The sequence below is a fragment of the Glycocaulis sp. genome, assembly GCF_051859565.1.
Classification (GTDB): domain Bacteria; phylum Pseudomonadota; class Alphaproteobacteria; order Caulobacterales; family Maricaulaceae; genus Glycocaulis.
On record NZ_JBHYFK010000002.1, the window covers coordinates 1 to 15,929 of the forward strand.

At 65.2% G+C, this 15,929-nt stretch carries 19 protein-coding genes; 5 read left to right on the top strand and 14 right to left on the bottom strand.

Going from position 1 to position 15,929, the window contains the following annotated elements:
* The 5 genes from ACTIGC_RS02575 to ACTIGC_RS02595 form a co-directional block, all read right to left on the bottom strand.
* Positions 1 to 344, bottom strand: a 344-nt coding sequence (locus ACTIGC_RS02575; protein ID WP_439632930.1) for a nitrilase-related carbon-nitrogen hydrolase, incomplete at its 3' end; no start/stop codon positions are given.
* A gap of 67 nt (positions 345 to 411) precedes the next feature.
* A complete protein-coding gene (locus tag ACTIGC_RS02580) occupies positions 412 to 1,398 on the bottom strand; it encodes an acetyl-CoA carboxylase carboxyltransferase subunit alpha (RefSeq protein WP_439632931.1) in 987 nt (328 codons plus the stop codon).
* Between the two features lie 96 nt (positions 1,399 to 1,494).
* On the bottom strand, positions 1,495 to 2,418 hold the full coding sequence (locus ACTIGC_RS02585) for a tyrosine recombinase (protein WP_439632932.1): 924 nt from the start codon (positions 2,416 to 2,418) through the stop codon (positions 1,495 to 1,497).
* Positions 2,415 to 4,040, bottom strand: coding sequence for a hypothetical protein (locus tag ACTIGC_RS02590; RefSeq protein WP_439632933.1), 1,626 nt, complete (start codon positions 4,038 to 4,040; stop codon positions 2,415 to 2,417). Before ACTIGC_RS02590 ends, ACTIGC_RS02585 begins: the two co-directional genes overlap by 4 nt.
* On the bottom strand, positions 4,024 to 4,164 hold the full coding sequence (locus ACTIGC_RS02595; protein WP_439632934.1) for a hypothetical protein: 141 nt from the start codon (positions 4,162 to 4,164) through the stop codon (positions 4,024 to 4,026). Before ACTIGC_RS02595 ends, ACTIGC_RS02590 begins: the two co-directional genes overlap by 17 nt.
* Positions 4,165 to 4,292: 128 nt before the next feature.
* Here ACTIGC_RS02595 and ACTIGC_RS02600 point away from each other — a divergent pair, with 128 nt between their 5' ends.
* The 3 genes from ACTIGC_RS02600 to ACTIGC_RS02610 are packed head-to-tail and all read left to right on the top strand — an operon-like array spanning position 4,293 to position 7,228.
* The gene (locus ACTIGC_RS02600; protein WP_439632935.1) at positions 4,293 to 4,847 is read left to right on the top strand and encodes a shikimate kinase; all 555 of its coding nucleotides are present in this window, start codon (positions 4,293 to 4,295) and stop codon (positions 4,845 to 4,847) included.
* Complete coding sequence (gene aroB / locus ACTIGC_RS02605) at positions 4,844 to 5,944, top strand: 3-dehydroquinate synthase (RefSeq protein ID WP_439632936.1); 1,101 nt, start codon at positions 4,844 to 4,846, stop codon at positions 5,942 to 5,944. Before ACTIGC_RS02600 ends, aroB begins: the two co-directional genes overlap by 4 nt.
* Positions 5,945 to 7,228 (top strand): HlyC/CorC family transporter, encoded by a 1,284-nt coding sequence (locus tag ACTIGC_RS02610; protein ID WP_233352397.1) that lies wholly within the window; start codon positions 5,945 to 5,947, stop codon positions 7,226 to 7,228.
* Positions 7,229 to 7,231: 3 nt separating this feature from the next.
* On the opposite strand, the gene ACTIGC_RS02615 is transcribed toward ACTIGC_RS02610, so the two are convergent.
* From ACTIGC_RS02615 to ACTIGC_RS02640, 6 genes are all read right to left on the bottom strand, one after another.
* Positions 7,232 to 7,789 (bottom strand): hypothetical protein, encoded by a 558-nt coding sequence (locus ACTIGC_RS02615; RefSeq protein WP_439632937.1) that lies wholly within the window; start codon positions 7,787 to 7,789, stop codon positions 7,232 to 7,234.
* A 14-nt stretch (positions 7,790 to 7,803) separates the two neighbouring features.
* Entirely contained in the window at positions 7,804 to 8,097 is a 294-nt protein-coding gene (locus tag ACTIGC_RS02620) for a DUF2312 domain-containing protein (protein ID WP_127568770.1), read from the bottom strand.
* Positions 8,098 to 8,181: 84 nt separating this feature from the next.
* Positions 8,182 to 9,192 (bottom strand): alpha/beta fold hydrolase, encoded by a 1,011-nt coding sequence (locus ACTIGC_RS02625; protein WP_439632938.1) that lies wholly within the window; start codon positions 9,190 to 9,192, stop codon positions 8,182 to 8,184.
* A complete protein-coding gene (locus ACTIGC_RS02630; protein ID WP_439632939.1) occupies positions 9,116 to 9,700 on the bottom strand; it encodes a tetratricopeptide repeat protein in 585 nt (194 codons plus the stop codon). Before ACTIGC_RS02630 ends, ACTIGC_RS02625 begins: the two co-directional genes overlap by 77 nt.
* 69 nt (positions 9,701 to 9,769) lie before the next feature.
* Entirely contained in the window at positions 9,770 to 10,039 is a 270-nt protein-coding gene (locus tag ACTIGC_RS02635) for an usg protein (RefSeq protein ID WP_439632940.1), read from the bottom strand.
* A 124-nt stretch (positions 10,040 to 10,163) separates the two neighbouring features.
* Positions 10,164 to 10,829, bottom strand: a complete 666-nt coding sequence (locus tag ACTIGC_RS02640) for a tetratricopeptide repeat protein (RefSeq protein WP_439632941.1) — start codon at positions 10,827 to 10,829, stop codon at positions 10,164 to 10,166.
* Positions 10,830 to 10,901: 72 nt separating this feature from the next.
* Here ACTIGC_RS02640 and ACTIGC_RS02645 point away from each other — a divergent pair, with 72 nt between their 5' ends.
* Positions 10,902 to 11,753, top strand: coding sequence for an SDR family NAD(P)-dependent oxidoreductase (locus ACTIGC_RS02645; protein WP_439632942.1), 852 nt, complete (start codon positions 10,902 to 10,904; stop codon positions 11,751 to 11,753).
* Here the strand turns inward: ACTIGC_RS02645 and ACTIGC_RS02650 are convergent.
* Positions 11,714 to 12,313 carry a thiamine phosphate synthase gene (locus ACTIGC_RS02650; RefSeq protein WP_439632943.1) on the bottom strand — a complete coding sequence of 200 codons (600 nt, stop codon included), beginning with the start codon at positions 12,311 to 12,313 and terminating at the stop codon, positions 11,714 to 11,716. The two genes, ACTIGC_RS02645 and ACTIGC_RS02650, sit on opposite strands and share 40 nt — an antisense overlap.
* On the opposite strand from ACTIGC_RS02650, the gene ACTIGC_RS02655 reads away from it, so the two are divergent.
* On the top strand, positions 12,312 to 13,001 hold the full coding sequence (locus tag ACTIGC_RS02655) for a YggS family pyridoxal phosphate-dependent enzyme (protein WP_439632944.1): 690 nt from the start codon (positions 12,312 to 12,314) through the stop codon (positions 12,999 to 13,001). The genes ACTIGC_RS02650 and ACTIGC_RS02655 overlap by 2 nt on opposite strands.
* 367 nt (positions 13,002 to 13,368) lie before the next feature.
* Here the strand turns inward: ACTIGC_RS02655 and thiC are convergent, their stop codons facing one another.
* Positions 13,369 to 15,240, bottom strand: a complete 1,872-nt coding sequence (gene thiC, locus ACTIGC_RS02660; protein ID WP_439632945.1) for a phosphomethylpyrimidine synthase ThiC — start codon at positions 15,238 to 15,240, stop codon at positions 13,369 to 13,371.
* Complete coding sequence (locus ACTIGC_RS02665) at positions 15,237 to 15,755, bottom strand: hypothetical protein (protein ID WP_439632946.1); 519 nt, start codon at positions 15,753 to 15,755, stop codon at positions 15,237 to 15,239. Before ACTIGC_RS02665 ends, thiC begins: the two co-directional genes overlap by 4 nt.
* Positions 15,756 to 15,929: the final 174 nt, after the last annotated feature.

The window sequence follows — 15,929 nt, forward strand, 5'->3', positions numbered from 1 at the left end:
AGGGCGCAGTTATAAAGCTGGCCATCGACCGCCACCGGCGCACCGGCGACCAGTACCGGCATGAGATCACGCGAAGCGTCGATGAGCGCCGCCGCCGCCTGCTCTGCGGCCTGCAGCATCAGGGCCTGATGGTGCAGATCATCCAGCGCATAGCCGGTCAGGGAAAGCTCAGGAAACAGGACCAGCGCAGCGCTGCTCTCATCGGCCTCTTTGGCCAGCGCGATCAGGCGCTGCGCGTTTTGCGCAGGGTCGCCGGGCGCAACATGGGGCGCAAAGGCCGCCACGCGCACAAAGCCATGGCGATAAAGATTGTGAAAGGCCGGCATGACGCCCCTTTTGCTCATAATGAGTATTTCGTGAGCCTCAGAGACGCCTTTCCAGCCAAAAAATCAAGGGGGGACGGGGAAAAGCCTACGCCGCCGGTTCCATCAGCGAGCGGCCGATGGCGAGGAAACGTTCGCGGCGCTTCCTGCGCAGGGTGGCCGGGTCCAGTCCTTCAAGGCTGGAGAGGTTTTCTTCCATCGCGTCGCCGACGGCCTTGATGGTGGCCTCGCGGTCGCGATGCGCGCCGCCGACCGGCTCAGGTATGATCTTGTCGATGATTTTCAGCCCGATCAGGTCCTGCGCGGTGATCTTCATGGCAATGGCCGCATCGCGCGCCTTGGCACCGTCGCGCCACAGGATGGAGGCGCAGCCCTCCGGCGAGATCACCGAATAGATGGAATGCTCCAGCATCATCACCGTGTTGGCAGAGGCCAGCGCAACCGCGCCGCCAGACCCGCCCTCGCCGGTAATGACCGAGATAAGCGGTGTGCCGAGCGTCAGGCAGCGCTCGGTGGAGCGGGCAATGGCTTCGGACTGGCCACGTTCTTCCGCGCCAACGCCCGGATACGCGCCCGCCGTGTCCACGAAGGTGAGAACCGGCAGGGAGAATTTGTCAGCCAGATCCATCAGGCGCGCGGCCTTGCGGTAGCCTTCAGGGCGGGCCATGCCGAAATTGTGCTTGAGGCGGGTCTGGGTGTCGTGACCCTTCTCATGGCCCATGACCACCACGGCGCGGCCGCGGAACCGGCCCAGGCCGCCAACAATGGCGTGATCCTCAGAGAAGCGGCGGTCGCCGGACAGCTCTTCGAAATCGGTGATGAGACCGGCCAGGAAGTCCTTCAGGTGCGGGCGCTCAGGATGGCGCGCCACCATGGTTTTCTGCCAGGGGTCCAGCTTGGCGTAGAGGTTTTTCAGCTGGGTTGCAGATTTCTGGCGCAACTTCGCGACCTCGTCGGCCACGTCCGGCGCATCCTCGCCATTGCGTTCGGAGACCGATCGCAATTCCTCGATCTTCGCATCGAGCTCGGCAATCGGACGTTCGAAATCAAGATAGGTGCGCGTCGGGTTGGACATGGATCCCCTGAAATAAGGCTACCCGGCCAAGGGTCGCTGGCCGAACGGGCAAACTAGCCGCGACATCGTGTTGTCACAAGCTGGCTGTCAGCAAGGCTATTTGCGGCTCAAGGGGTGCGCGTCTTCCATCAGCGAGCGCAGGCGCGCTTCGAGCACATGGGTGTAAATCTCGGTGGTGGAGACGTCGGCATGGCCGAGCAGGGTCTGCAGGCTGCGCAAATCTGCTCCATTGGCCAGAAGATGCGTGGCAAAGGCGTGGCGCAGCACGTGCGGCGAGACGCGCGCCGGATCAAGGCCTGCTCGCACCGCAAGCCCGGAGAGCATCTGGGCAAAGCGCTCGCGGGTAAGATGGCCTGCCTTGGCGCTGGCCGAACAGAAAAGATAGCGCTCGGCGCGTGCGCGCAAGGGTGACGCCTTGCCGGGCAGGAAGTCCTCCCGCACGCCCCTGTAGGCGTCGACAGCCTCCAGCGCGGAGGGTGTAAGCGGTACGACACGGTCCTTATTGCCCTTGCCGGTGACGACCAGATAGCGCTCGGCGCGGGAAAAGGCGGCAAGGGGGAGGGTGACCAGTTCGCTGACGCGAAGCCCGCCCGCATAGAGCAGTTCCAGCGCGGCACGCAGGCGCAGACCGGCTGCGCCTTCTATCGTGTCAGCTGCGTCAAACAGACGGCCCACCTCGGCTTCCGAGAGGATTTTGGGCAAGGCGCGGGCCTGTTTGGGACCTTTGTGCCCGGCCGTCGGATCATCGCTGCGCACGCCCTCTTTGAGCAGAAAGCGGTAATAGCGCTTCAGCGCGGAAAGGCGCCGCGCTGCCGTGGCAGGGCTGAGCCCGTCAGCGGCCAGTGTCTGCATCAGCCGTTCAAGATCGGCAGGCGATGCGTCATTGAGAGCCACGCCGAAACGCGCAAGGCGCGTTCCGGCATCATCCAGATCGTGGCCGTAGGCAGCGAGCGTATTGGCAGCAGCGCCGCGTTCAGCGCTCAGCATGTCGAGGAAGAGCGCTATGTGCGATGCGCTCACGCGCTCTCCTCGGCCAGCGCCTCCAGAATAAGCTGCAGCGCTTCGGCCCGGTGGCCCGCCCGCTCCAGCAGGTAGCTGGCCAGGGCATAGGCTTGCGCGCTGCCATTGCTGGTCTCGATCAGGCCGGCGGCCAGCAGCAGGACTTCCGCGCGCGAGCTATTGACCAGCGAGAGCGCAGCCATCGAGGCAAAGTGCGCTTCCCGCCCGGTGGAGCCCTCTTCAGAGCCCGTCTCAAGCAGCTGAACGCGCACGGCCTCGGGGACGGACGCGCCGAGCGCTGCCAGACCGGCAAGCTGGGCGAGGCGTTCAGGACGCGCGTCCTCTGCCCGCGCGGCCAGAATGGCGCCAAACGGGCCGGAGCCTATATCGTCCGCGGCAATGCCTATCGCCATGTCGAGCGCGACCATGATGGCGGGCGCAGGTGGCTCCCATGGGTCTTCCTCGGTAAAACCGAATGAGGCCGGCGGCGGCGTGAGCATGCCGGGCTGTCCATTCATTTCTCGCGAAGGCCGGTCGCGCTCAGGGCCAGACAGCAGGGCTTCGCGCCAGCGCCATGCCCGCTCCAGCTCGCCCTCAAGGGCCAGCGCCAGGATGAAGCGCGGGCCGTGGACGAGCGTCTGCTCATTGATGGGGATTGTCTCGATTTCCATCGCATAGGCCCGGGCCACTTCGGCAAACCGCCCTTCGCTGACGGCGTCGTCCAGCCGCGCGGCCAGTGCCTCGGCCGCAATCAGACGGTCAATATCCTGCTGGGCGATGGCGGCGAGGGCCGCTGCCCTGTCCGCGCCCTCCATCGCCATGGCGGCTTCCAGCGCCTCGTCGAGCTGTTCGGGCAGGGTGATGGCCGGGCCCGTGCGCGCGGCGGCACGCTTCAGCCAGGCCGGGGCGCTTTCAGCGACGCCAATGCGTTCTTCGGGCGCGAGCGTGATGGCAATGGCCAGCTCCAGCCCTGTCGATACAGGCTGCGCCGATGGCAGCCCCCGATCGAGCACCAGCGCATCGAACCAGGCGCCGAAACTGCGGCCACCTTCCGAGGAGCGGGCCAGATCTGCGGTCAGTTCGGCAGCAGGCAGATTGCCGGCCAGCGCAAGGCACACGGCCCTCGCCCGCAGCCAGTAGGGCTCGTCACGCCCGCGCAGCAGGCCTTCGGCCGTGTTGCACGCGCTTTGTGTCTCGCCGAGCGCAAAGCCGGTCTCGGCATGCAGGCGGGAAAGGGCGCTGGACTGGTTCAGGCGCGGTGTGCGCTCCAGAAGCTGGTAGACCTGTTCCACCCTGCCGGCTGCAAGAGCCCGGTCTGCCCGGAGCGCCGCGAGCGCGAAGTTGTCGCGCCCGCCACGGGGCGGCTCGCCGGAGGCCAGAAGGACACGTTCGGCCAGGCGGGCCGCGCCGCCATGGCGCCATCCCTGCCCATTGCTGGCAGGCAGGGCTTCAAGGATCACGCGCACGGCGTCCGCATCGCTGGACGACCAGATGGTCTGGGGCAGGACATTGCGCGAGCCGACCTGGAAGGGGTCGACTGCTCCCAGCTCCTGCACTTCAATGGTGCGGGAGGGTTGCTGCGCGATTGCGGGCGCGGCGAGCAGAACCGCGCAGAGGCCCAGCGTGCTAACCGCCCAGCGCATCGGTCACCTCGACACGGATTTCGCTCTGCTCAGGGGCCATGGTGTCGGCCATGACCAGCAGGATGGCAAAAATGACTCCGACGCAAATGACGCCGATGCCCACTCCAATCAGCATTCCGCGCATGATAGGCGCCCCTCGTGGCTGGTATGCGGTTCGCGATACTCTACACTAGCGCGGACAATGCGGCGTTTTCCAGACATCGTACGCGGCAATTGCTCATTATCTCTCACACGCTTATAGCGTGAAGCATCATGGATCGTGTGCAAATCGCAAGAAGGCTTGGCTGTCCGGTGGTGCTGGTCGGTCTGATGGGGGCGGGCAAGACCACAATCGGGCGCCGTCTGGCGGACCGTCTGGGCTGGGCCTTTCGCGATTCCGACCACGAGGTGGAGGAGGCCGCCGGCCGCAGCGTGTCCGAGATATTTGCCGATTTTGGCGAGGCGGCATTCCGCGATGGTGAACGGCGGGTCATCGCGCGGCTGATGGACGAGACCGGCCAGGCTGTCATTGCGCTGGGCGGCGGGGCCTTCATCAACACACAGACGCGCGCCCTGCTCAAAGGACGGTCGCTGTCGGTCTGGCTGCAGGCGGATATCGATACGCTCATGGAACGGGTATCAAGGCGTGACACGCGCCCGCTTCTGCAGACCGAAGATCCGCGCGCCGTCATGGAAAGACTGCTGGCAGAGCGCGCGCCGGTCTATGCCGAGGCCGATATTCACGTCCGGTCCCCTGACACCAGTCATGAGGGTGCGGTGCAGGCCATACTGGACGCCATGGCAGAGCGTGTGGAGGCGCAAGGGTGAGCGAGCTGTTCCGTATTCCTGTCAGGGCTGCCTCGCGCGCCTATGAAGTGCTCGCAGGGGCCGGTGCGCTGGAGGCCGCCGCTGGCGAAATGCGTCAGCTTTGCCCGCAGGGGCGCGCCATCATTGTGGCCGACCGCGATGCGCTGACCGCCCACCGCATACGGCTGGAAAGCGTTCTGACGGGTGTGGGACTGAAGCCTGACTTCATCCTGCTGGAAGGCGGTGAAGGGGTAAAAACCTGGGAGGGGCTGCGTATCGTGACGGATGCGCTGCTGGACCGCGAAATGGCGCGCAATGAGGCTCTCATTGCGTTTGGCGGCGGCACGGTGGGCGATCTGGCCGGCTTTGCCGCGTCGATCATGAAACGCGGGTGCGGCTTCATCCAGATGCCGACGACCTTGCTGGCGCAGGTGGATTCCTCTGTTGGCGGCAAGACGGGCATCAATACCAGTCACGGCAAGAACCTTATTGGCAGTTTCCATCAGCCAGACCTGGTGGTGGCCGATAGCGGCTTTCTGGAAAGCCTGCCGCGGCGCGAGCTGGCGGCAGGCTATGCCGAGATCGTCAAGGCCGGGCTGATTGCGGACCGTGCGCTGTTTGAACGCCTCGAGGCGGCAGAAGCTGATCCGCTCGCTCTGGACGCGCTTGTTCCCGTCATCGCCGATGCGGTGCGCTTCAAGGCACGTATTGTAGCAGAGGATGAGCGCGAGGCGGGGGTGCGGGCCCTGCTCAATCTGGGTCATACCTTCGCCCATGCCTTCGAGGCCGAAGCGGAAAAAGGCGCGCTCATCCATGGCGAGGCGGTCTCGTGTGGTATCGTCATGGCGCTGAAGTTTTCCGCGTCACTGGGCCTGTGCGGGCCGGATGCCGCCCGGCGGGCGGCGGCTGTGCTGGGCGGGGCCGGTTTGCCGGTGTCGATCCGTGAACTGCCCGGTGGCCCCTTTGATCCCTCCGCCCTGACCGCGCGCATGGGGCAGGACAAGAAAAATGCCGGTTCGGGCATCACCCTCATTCTGGCGCGCGGCATTGGCGAGGCCTTCATTTCTCCCGGCCATGAACCGGCGCAGATCAGTGCTTTCCTCGCAGGAGAGGTCTAGATGGAATTCGTGTTCGAGGCGTGGATGGGATGGGCGTTTGCGGCCATCTTGCTGCTGCTTTTGCTATCGGCCTTCTTCTCCGGTTCGGAGACCGCGCTGACGGCCACGTCGAAGGCGCGCATGCTGGCACTGGAGAAGGAAAAGAACGGGGCTGCGGCGCGCGTCAGCCTGCTGATTGAGGATCGCGAGAGCCTGATCGGCGGCATATTGCTGGGTAATAATCTCGTTAACATCCTCGCCTCCTCCATAGCGGCGGCGGTATTTTTGGCCATGTTCGGTGATGCCGGCGTGCCGATTGCCACGCTGGTGATGACGGCGCTGGTGCTCGTGTTTGCCGAGGTCATGCCCAAGACCTATGCGCTCTCCAATCCGGACCGGCTGGCCATGTTTGTCTCCCTGCCGATCCGTATCGTGACGGCGGTGTTCGGCCCCGTAGTGGCGGGTGTACAGGTGGTGGTGCGCGGCACGCTGCGCCTGATCGGCGCGAATGTGACCGGGCCGGTCCTGTCGGCGCATGAAGAGATACGCGGGCAGATCGACATGCACCTGCAGGAAGGCGGCGTGGTCAAGCATGACCGCGACATGCTGGGCGGCGTGCTCGATCTGCGTGAGCTGACGGTCGATGACGTGATGGTTCACCGCAAGAACCTCGTCATGCTGGATATTGACCAGCCGGTTGAGCAGTTGGTGGAAACCGCGCTGACCAGCCCGCATACCCGCCTGCCGCTCTGGCAGGGCGAGCCGGAGAATATTGTCGGCATTCTGCATGTACGGGATCTGGCGCGTGCCCTGCACGGCATGGGCGGAGACAGTTCGAAACTCGATATCGCCAGCCTGAAGCGCGAGCCCTGGTTCGTGCCGGAGACAACCGAGCTGTTCGACCAGCTCAACACCTTCAGGACCAAGCGCGAGCATTTCGCCCTCGTGGTCGATGAGTATGGCGCGCTGATGGGCGTGGTGACGCTGGAAGACATCCTCGAGGAGATCGTTGGCGAGATCGAGGACGAGCACGATCTGGCCCCGCCAGGTGAGTTCAAGCGGGAAGCTGATGGCTCAGTCATCGTGGACGGCGCAACGGGCATCCGCGAGATCAACCGCGCGCTCGACTGGGAACTGCCCGATGACGAGGCGGTGACGATCGCGGGTCTGGTGATCCACGAAGCCCAGACCATACCGGAGCCGGGCCAGCGCTTCCGCTTCCATGACGTGCAGTTCGACATACTCGAACGCCGCCGCAACCAGATCACCAAGGTGAAACTCACCCCGCTGGGCGAGGAGGAGTAAGGCCTATTCCCCCTTCCCGCCCTTGATGACGGTGAAGCGGGGGCGGGGTTTTGCCGATGACGGGGCCGGCGAGGGAGCCGGTGACGGCGCTGGTGCAGGGGCGGGTTTGATGTCAGACAGGCGGGGTGTTGCCGGCCCGGCCTCCGGCCTGTCTGCCGGCATATCCTCATTGATGTCGCGGATATTGGCGCGCGGGGCGGGGCGTTTGGCAGAAAAGCTGGAGCGTTGGGCCTTGTCCTTCGGCTTGAAGCTGGAGCGCTTCCAGGGCCGGGTTTCCTTGCCCTTGGCCTTGGCTTCCAGCTCTTTGAGCTTGGCGGCCTGCAGCTGGGATAGCGGCTCGTCCAGCGAGCCCTTCTCAGGGTCGGTAAAGGCCGAGCCGAACGTGTTGAGCCGCTCTTCCACGCTGCCGAGGAATTCATCTTCCCATTCGGTCAGCAGGGCGCGCGCCTCTTGGGCGGCCTCGGCATCGCCATCGGCTTCCGCCTCGGCGAGCGCCCGGCGCACGCGGTCGAGGCGGCGCAGGGCTTTTTTCTTCTTGCGGTCGTCAATCTCGCGGGCCATGGCCTCGCAAAGTATCAGAGATCGCCGAGCGCGCCGAGATAGGTTTCGAGCACCGCTTCCATTTCCATGCGTTCCTGGCGGTCCTGCTTGCGGATGCGGATGACCTGGCGGAGCACTTTGACGTCAAAGCCATTGCCCTTGGCTTCGTCATAGACCTCCTTGATGTCGGCCATGAGCGCCTTCTTTTCTTCTTCCAAACGCTCGATGCGGGCGACAATGGCGCGAAGCTGTTCATCGGCCTTGGGCGTGCCACCCTGAACGGGCGCGCTGACGGCATCGGCGGATGAGTGGTTGAAGGGTTCGGCCATGGGGCGTCCTCATCTGGCAAAGGGGTATGTCACTGGCCTGATGGCTTAGGACGCGAAGGCGAGCCCGGCAATGCCGGTATGTGCCTAATCCACACCTGCCGCGCGCCTGCGTACCGTCATGATGGCCTCTGCCACCCGGCCGGCGTGGGCGAAATGCGGGTTGTGGCCCGCCCCTTCGATCAGGATCAGCTCGGCATTGGGCATGGTTTCAGCCACGGGGACCGAATGGCGGCGGGTGGCAACCACGCTGTCCTCAGTACCCGCAAGAATGATCGTGGGCTGGGTGATCTCGCCATAGCGCCCTTCCTGGGCTTCCAGATGCGCGTTCACATTGGCCATGTCGGCGGCATTGGCCGTCCACACGCGCGCCTCCAGCAGGAGGGCGAGGGCGGTCTCTTCCACATAACCTTCAGGCACGGGGTCGGGCGCGAAGGCGCTGGCGGCGCCCGATTCCAGCTGCGCGCGGCCATAGGTCGGCACGATCAGCCGCGTGATGAGCGGGCCGATGACGGGCCAGTGCGTGGCGCGGTTATAGAGCGCGGCCTCGCCCACATTGGCCCGGGCGGCAGGTGCCACGAGGACAATGCCAGACACGGCTTGCGGGTGATCCATGGCGAGGCGCAAGGAAATCGCTCCGCCCCAGGAATGTCCGGTGACTATGGTGGGGCCTGCGTCGACCGCCTCAAGAAATTGCGCGATCAGGGCGGCCTCGGCTTGCGGGTTCCACTGTCCGGAGGGGCGCTGCGAATGGCCAAGGCCCGGCCGGTCCAGCCAGATCACGCGCTCGCCCGTGAGCGCATCGCCCAGCCCCATCAGCGGTTCGCGCAGATTTGCCGATGCGCCGTGCAATACGAGCACCGGCGATGCACCTTCCGGTCCGGTCACGTGATAATGCAGGCGTGTGCCATCGATCTCGATGAACTGGCCGATGGGTGAAAGCGGATCATCGCCAACGGGCATGGCACGGCCTCCGGCGCAGGCGGTGAGGATAAGGAAACACGCGGTGAGAACGGTCAGATTAAAGCGCACGGCCTGCCAGCTGGTTTTCGAGGCGCGCGCGAGCCTGACGGGCTTGCGGGTGCCAGGGATGGACACGCAATGCCTCTTCATACGCGGCGAGGGCCGCTGCCGGTTCACTCGCCCGTTCCAGCGTGCGCCCCAGAAGCGCATAGGCATCAAACCGGCGCGGCTCCAGATTGACCGCTTCGGTCAGCGCATCGAGGGCAAAGCTCCAGTCCCCGCGCGCCATGGCGAGCTGTCCGGCGGCCATCCAGCCTTCGGCAAAATCGGGCTCCAGAATACGCAGATGCGCGTATGCGCGCTCGGCCGTCTCCAGATCACGCTCGGCTATCGCCTGCTCGGCCCGGTCAAGCAGGAGCGAGGCGGTTGCCCCGCCTGACTGGCGCCAGATGGAGCGCACCTCGTCGGCAATGGTCTCACCCTGACTTTCCGATGACGCGGCAGCCAGCGCAGCAAGGCGTTCATCCAGCCGCTCTTCCAGCGTCAGGCTCGCGCGCGCTTCTTCCTGCCCCTCAGGGGTCAGGGTAATGCCGGGCGGTATGGCAGCGAGTGCCAGAACCAGAGAAGCGAGAAGCGCGATCATGCACGCAAGGATAGCGGCGCACTGCGGCGCGGCAAGCCGCTGGCCTCAGCGCCTTTACTGGCTGCGTGCCTAATGCAGCCGTTCCATCAGCACCGCTCCGCGCCATTCAGCGGGCTTTATCAGGCCCGCATGGGCAATGCGCACCGAATGGATGACCGCCTCGATCTCGCGCCGCCAGTGATCGAGAAACTGTTGCAGGCGGGGAAAATCCGGCGCGATGTCCTGTGTCTGCCAGCAGAAGCTCTGCAGAAGGCTTGGAAAATCGGGGCGGTAATAGAGGATTTCCGCCGTGGTCAGGCGTGCGCCCCTCAATTGCGCGGCAAAGTCTGATTCGCTCATGGCCCTCTCCATAACCGACGAGGGAGAGCTTGACGACAGCCACCCTGTCAGGCAAGAGCCTGCACGCAAATTCATGAATGATTTCTGTATGTTGTTAGCAGCCGGATCGTCCGTGTGCTAACAGCTATCCGCCCGTGCGGCGTGCCTCTGCGATGCGGCCGCGCAGGACAAGCGCCTCGATATTCTCGCCATCGCGGGCCAGTGCCTCATTGAGGTCGGCGGAGGCCGCATCCAGATTGCCCTGTTCAAGATGTGCCTGTGCGCGTATCTGCCAGCCGCGGGCCAGACCGGCATCGAGCCCGATGGCATCGCCTGCCGCCGTCTGCGCGTTCGCCCAGCTTTCCTGCAGGATTGCGGCTTCCGCCACGCCCAGAGCGAGGCCTGCATCGCCGGGTCCGAAATCGCGGCCCCGCCGGAAAGCGCGCTCTGCATTGGCCGGCTCATTGGCGGCGAGCCAGGCATCGCCGGCCTGTCCGAACATGATGGCGCGGGTCTCGTCGGTGGCGACAACCGCGCCTTCTGCCGTGCTTTCAAGGCGGCGGGCGGCAATGCCGTACTGGCCAAGCGCCACCTGTGACAGCGCGATGCAATGCATGGCGGGCCAGCTGCCGCCTTGCGCGCGCCAGGCAAGGCCTTCCTCGTAGGCGGCTTCAGGATTATCGTTGATGAGGTTCAGGCAGGCCTCGTACTGGGCCTGTTCAAAACTGGTCCCGGCCTCCTGCGCCAGCGCTGGCGTGGCATGACCCGCCAGCAGCGCCGCAGCGCTTAAAATCCCGCAAATCCCGCGCATCGGCCTATATCCTGTCACTTGAACCCGATGCACGCTAACGCGTTAACGCAGCCACGGTCTATGGGTGATACCATGAGAATGCTTTTCCTCGGCTTTGGTTATGTCGCGAATGCAACAGCGCGCCGTCTGGCCGGAACCGCGAGAATGACCGCCACGACGCGTGATGGAGGCAAGGCCGAAGGTCTGCGTGCGCAAGGCATCACCCCGCTCTTGACCGGCACAGGGCCGGGCGTCATCGGGGAGGCTGTGCGGGAGGCGAGCCATGTTCTCGTCAGCGCGCCGCCGGGCGAGGCGGGCGACCCCTTCCTGCCAATGCTCGACGCTCGAATGCTGAAATCCCGCTGGGTGGGCTATCTCTCCACCACAGGCGTCTATGGCGACCGGCGCGGCGGCTGGGCGTTTGAATGGGACAGGCTGGACCCGGTTGAGCCCCGCTCTGTCTGGCGGGCTGAAGCCGAAGCAGGCTGGCAGGCGGCGGGTGCGCGCATCTTCCGGCTGGCGGGCATATACGGGCCCGGATACAGCACGTTCGACAAGCTGCGCGAGGGCCGTGCGCGCCGTATCATCAAGCCCGGCCAGGTCTTCAGCCGCATTCATGTGGACGATATCGTGTCGGCGCTGCTGCTGGCCATGGCGCGGCCGGACGTGAGAGGCGTGTTCAACCTTGCCGATGACTGTCCTTGCCCGCAGTCTGTTGTGGTGGAGGAGGCGGCACGCCTGCTGGGCGTGGAGCCGCCCATGGAGGAAGCTTTCGACAAGGGCGCGATGAGTCCGATGCAGGCGAGCTTCTACACGGCAAACCGGAGGGTATCCAACGCGCGCGCCAAGCAGGTGTTTGGCTGGCGGCCCGCCTATCCGTCATACCGGGAGGGGCTGGCCGCGATTCATGCCGCCGAAAAGGCCTCGACCGCGCCCGCGCCATAAAACCCGCGCGCCTGCAGGGCGGCCAGATCATGCAGCGCCACGCCGCCGAGCGCCAGTACGGGCGTGGATACCTGTCTTGCCATGCTGGCGGCCCGGATGAGCCCCAGAGGCGCGCCCGCGCTGGCACTGTTTGAGGCAAAAACCGGCGAGAGGAACACCGCGTCGGCCAGTTTTGCCGCGCGGCGAAGGGCTGCGGGGCTATGCGCGGAGGCGGTGACCAGAAGATGCGGGGCCTTGTGCCGCCAGCGGCGCAGTTCTGCGAGGCACCGCTCCGGCCAGTGGACGCCGTCCGCTTCCACCTTCAGCGCCAGAACCGGATCAGCGGCGATGAGAAGCGCGAAGCCCTGCCTGCGGGCAGACTGAGCCAGAGGTGCGGCGAGGCTTTTAAGGTCATCGCGTCCGAAATGGCGAAGGATCAGGCCGGTTCCATCGGGCAGGCGCGCCGCCAGGCCCAGCGGATCGGGCGTGCGCTGAGGGTCGGTGAAGGCGAACAGGCGCGGCAGGGCGAGCGCCCGCTCCCTTGCCAGCGCGCCTGTTCGCGCATAGGTGAAGCCCGCCATGACACACACTCCAGCCGATACACACACGATTTCGATGCGCCGCGCCGCCATCCTTGAGGAATTGGCCGGTGCTGCCAAGGCGGGCGGGCGCTCACTCGCAGATGTGACGCTCGTCGCCGTTTCCAAAATGCAGAGCGAGGCGCGCATCGAGGAAGCCCTTGCCAGCGGCCAGCGCGTGTTCGGTGAAAACCGCGTGCAGGAAGCGATGACGCGCTGGAGCGCCCGGCGCGCAAGCTATCCGGATCTCGAACTGCGCCTTGTCGGCCCCTTGCAGACCAACAAGGCCGATGAGGCCGTCGCCCTTTTTGACGTGATCGAGACGCTGGACCGCGAAAAGCTCGCCCGCGCGATCCTGAAAGCCATGGAGAAGACGGGCCGCACCCCGCGCCTCTATGTGCAGGTCAATACCGGCGAGGAGCCGCAAAAGGCCGGTATCGCGCCAAAGGATGTGCCCGCCTTCGTGGCGGAGATGAGGGCCCTCATGCCGCAAGGCATTGAAGGGCTGATGTGCATTCCCCCGGTGGAGGAACCGGCGAGCCTTCATTTTGCGCTGCTGGCAAAGCTCGCGGGCGCAGCGGGCGTTGAAAAACTCTCCATGGGCATGAGCGCGGACTATGCCCTTGCCGCCCGCCTCGGCGCGACCTCGGTGCGCGTCGGCTCGGCCCTGTTCGGGGAGCGGGAAGGGTAGGGGGTTTTGACCTCCGCACCCCCTTTCCTTTCGTCATTCCGGAAAGCGCGGCAGCGCTTATCCGGAACCCGGTTTTACCGACACTCTCCACTGTCATCACCCGCATATGCGGGTGATCCATGCCTGCGACGGGATGTCCTCCCCCGTTTACGGGGGAGGTGTCTGGCTTGCCAGACGGAGGGGGGAGCTTGTTTCGATAATCCCCCCCTCGGCCCTTCGGGCGTTCGAAGCTTCGCTTCTCACCCCGCCCGTGAACGGGGGGAGACATCACGGCTCCCCGGACCTCGCTGCCGCTCGGCCGGAGGATGACAAAGGCGGAGGATAGATCCCCACTCGTCAGGTTGGCGGACGAAGAAGGGATCGTCGCTCAAGGCTTCGAACCCTCCGCCCTCTCCACATACACCTCCCCACCCAGTTCCCTGAACTTCTCGCTCATCTCCGCCATGCCCTGCTCGGCCTCCGCCTCGTTCGGCGCGCGCGCCGTGCCGAACTGGTCGCGAATGTCCTGGGTAATCTTCATCGAGCAGAATTTCGGCCCGCACATGGAGCAGAAATGGGCCACCTTATGGGCCTCTTTCGGCAGGGTCTGGTCGTGGAAGTCGCGCGCGGTATCGGGATCGAGGCTGAGGTTGAACTGGTCCTCCCAGCGGAACTCGAAGCGGGCGCGGCTTAGCGCATCATCGCGCAGCTTGGCCGCCGGGTGGCCCTTGGCGAGATCGGCCGCGTGGGCGGCGATCTTGTAGGTGATGACGCCGGTCTTCACGTCATTGCGGTCTGGCAGGCCTAAGTGCTCCTTCGGCGTGACATAGCAGAGCATGGCGGTGCCGAACCAGCCGATCATCGCCGCGCCAATGCCGCTGGTGATGTGGTCATAGCCCGGCGCAATATCGGTGGTGAGCGGCCCGAGCGTGTAGAAGGGCGCCTCGCCGCACACTTCGAGCTGCTTTTCCATATTCACCTTGATCTTGTGCATGGGCACATGGCCCGGCCCCTCGATCATCACCTGACAGCCACGCTCCCAGGCGATTTTCGTCAGCTCGCCCAGCGTTTCCAGCTCGGCAAACTGCGCGCGGTCATTGGCATCCGCGATGGAGCCGGGGCGCAGGCCGTCGCCCAGCGAGAACGACACGTCATAGGCGCGCATGATCTCGCAGATTTCCTCAAAGCGCTCATAGAGGAAACTCTCCTTGTGGTGGGCAAGGCACCACTTGGCCATGATCGAGCCGCCACGCGACACGATGCCCGTCACCCGGTTGGCGGTAAGCGGCACGTAAGGCAGGCGCACCCCGGCATGGATGGTGAAATAGTCCACGCCCTGTTCTGCCTGCTCGATCAGCGTGTCGGCGAAGATGTCGAAGGTCAGGTCCTCGGCGATGCCGCCCACCTTCTCCAGCGCCTGATAGATCGGCACCGTGCCGATGGGGACGGGCGAATTGCGCAAGATCCATTCGCGCGTGTTGTGGATGTTTTTCCCCGTGGAGAGGTCCATCACCGTGTCCCCGCCCCAGCGGATCGCCCAGACCATCTTGTCTACCTCTTCCTCCACGGAAGAAGCGACGGCGGAATTGCCGATATTGGCGTTGATCTTCACCAGGAAGTTCCGCCCGATCACCATGGGCTCCAGCTCACCATGATTGATGTTCGCGGGGATGATCGCCCGGCCGCGCGCGATCTCTGAGCGCACAAATTCCGGCGTCACGAACTCAGGGACTTCCGCGCCAAAGCTTTCGCCGTCGGCATGGCGTTCAGCAGCGCCGGACAGCGCCCGCGCACGGCCGAGATTTTCGCGCTCGGCGGCGTAGATCATCTCCTCGGTGATGATGCCGGCGCGTGCGAACTCCATCTGCGTTACGGGGCCCGTGCCGGTGCCGCGAAGGGGCGTGTGACGCACGGGGAAGGCGCGCGCGAGATACTTGCCCGTAGCCCCGCCATTATCGAGCGGGGAGAGCGGGCGGCCCTCATATTCCTCCACATGCCCCCTTGCCTTTACCCATTCGATGCGGGTGCGGGGCAGGCCCTTTTCCACATCGATGGTTGCTGCAGGATCGGTATAGGGGCCGGAGCAGTCATAGACGCGCACGGGCGGCTCCATCGCCGTCGGGTGCAGATCCACCTCGCGATGCGGCACGGCCAGATGCGGCGCGGCCTCAGGGTGCGAGTACACCCGGCGCGAACCGGCCAGCGGCCCTGTGGTGACGGTGGGGGTGGGAAATTCGGACTGGCTGACGGGCTTGTTCATGAGGGGCGTCCTAAGGCTTGGGTGATTGTGCGTTCGGCGGTGTCGATATCGGCGAGGTCGTAGAGGATCAGCGGGTCATCATCCTCATCGTGGCCATGGAGGTAGAGCTGCAGATTGCCGCGTTCGCGCACGACCGCTTTCAGCGCGCCCGGCAGAACATGGACACGCCAGTCGGAGGCTGCATCCCACGCGACAAGGCGCTGATTGGTCAGGACGTAGTGGTACTCTGACCGGGCGCGTTCGCGGTGCGCCCTCAACCCACCAATGGCGATCCAGACCGCCAGGGCCACAAAGGCAATGGTGAATGCGCCAACTGCAAGGCGGAGAAGCAGATCAGTCACGACCAGCACCCAGAGGCAAAGGGCGAGGCTGGTAAAGACCAGGATGATGGCAGGCAGCAAATAGTCTGCGATCCGCTTCGCAACACTGGTGCGCCGCCGCGATCCCGGCCCGGCAGGGCGGTCCTGCCAGATCACGGTCTCGCCTTCGAGAAGGATATCGTCCAGATCACTCATCGCCTGCGGCTTCCTCCTGCCGGTTTCCTCCCCCCCCCGGGGGGGGGGTCGTTGCCCGCCGGGGGGTGGGGGGGGCCCCCTTTTCTGGAGCATTCCCCCCCTCCGGCCATTCAGGCCACCTCCCCCGTGAACGGGGGAGGAATAGGAGGATGCCTTTGGCGGATATGGTTTGCC

Coding starts and splice junctions, on each gene's coding strand:
- ACTIGC_RS02630 (WP_439632939.1), bottom strand. CDS start 9,700: ATGATCGCGCTTCTCGCTTCTCTGGTTCTGGCACTCGCTGCCATACCG.
- ACTIGC_RS02600 (WP_439632935.1), top strand. CDS start 4,293: ATGGATCGTGTGCAAATCGCAAGAAGGCTTGGCTGTCCGGTGGTGCTG.
- ACTIGC_RS02635 (WP_439632940.1), bottom strand. CDS start 10,039: ATGAGCGAATCAGACTTTGCCGCGCAATTGAGGGGCGCACGCCTGACC.
- ACTIGC_RS02620 (WP_127568770.1), bottom strand. CDS start 8,097: ATGGCCGAACCCTTCAACCACTCATCCGCCGATGCCGTCAGCGCGCCC.
- thiC (WP_439632945.1), bottom strand. CDS start 15,240: ATGAACAAGCCCGTCAGCCAGTCCGAATTTCCCACCCCCACCGTCACC.
- ACTIGC_RS02640 (WP_439632941.1), bottom strand. CDS start 10,829: ATGCGCGGGATTTGCGGGATTTTAAGCGCTGCGGCGCTGCTGGCGGGT.
- ACTIGC_RS02615 (WP_439632937.1), bottom strand. CDS start 7,789: ATGGCCCGCGAGATTGACGACCGCAAGAAGAAAAAAGCCCTGCGCCGC.
- ACTIGC_RS02645 (WP_439632942.1), top strand. CDS start 10,902: ATGAGAATGCTTTTCCTCGGCTTTGGTTATGTCGCGAATGCAACAGCG.
- ACTIGC_RS02590 (WP_439632933.1), bottom strand. CDS start 4,040: ATGCGCTGGGCGGTTAGCACGCTGGGCCTCTGCGCGGTTCTGCTCGCC.
- ACTIGC_RS02665 (WP_439632946.1), bottom strand. CDS start 15,755: ATGAGTGATCTGGACGATATCCTTCTCGAAGGCGAGACCGTGATCTGG.
- ACTIGC_RS02655 (WP_439632944.1), top strand. CDS start 12,312: ATGACACACACTCCAGCCGATACACACACGATTTCGATGCGCCGCGCC.
- ACTIGC_RS02610 (WP_233352397.1), top strand. CDS start 5,945: ATGGAATTCGTGTTCGAGGCGTGGATGGGATGGGCGTTTGCGGCCATC.
- ACTIGC_RS02595 (WP_439632934.1), bottom strand. CDS start 4,164: ATGCGCGGAATGCTGATTGGAGTGGGCATCGGCGTCATTTGCGTCGGA.
- ACTIGC_RS02650 (WP_439632943.1), bottom strand. CDS start 12,313: ATGGCGGGCTTCACCTATGCGCGAACAGGCGCGCTGGCAAGGGAGCGG.
- ACTIGC_RS02580 (WP_439632931.1), bottom strand. CDS start 1,398: ATGTCCAACCCGACGCGCACCTATCTTGATTTCGAACGTCCGATTGCC.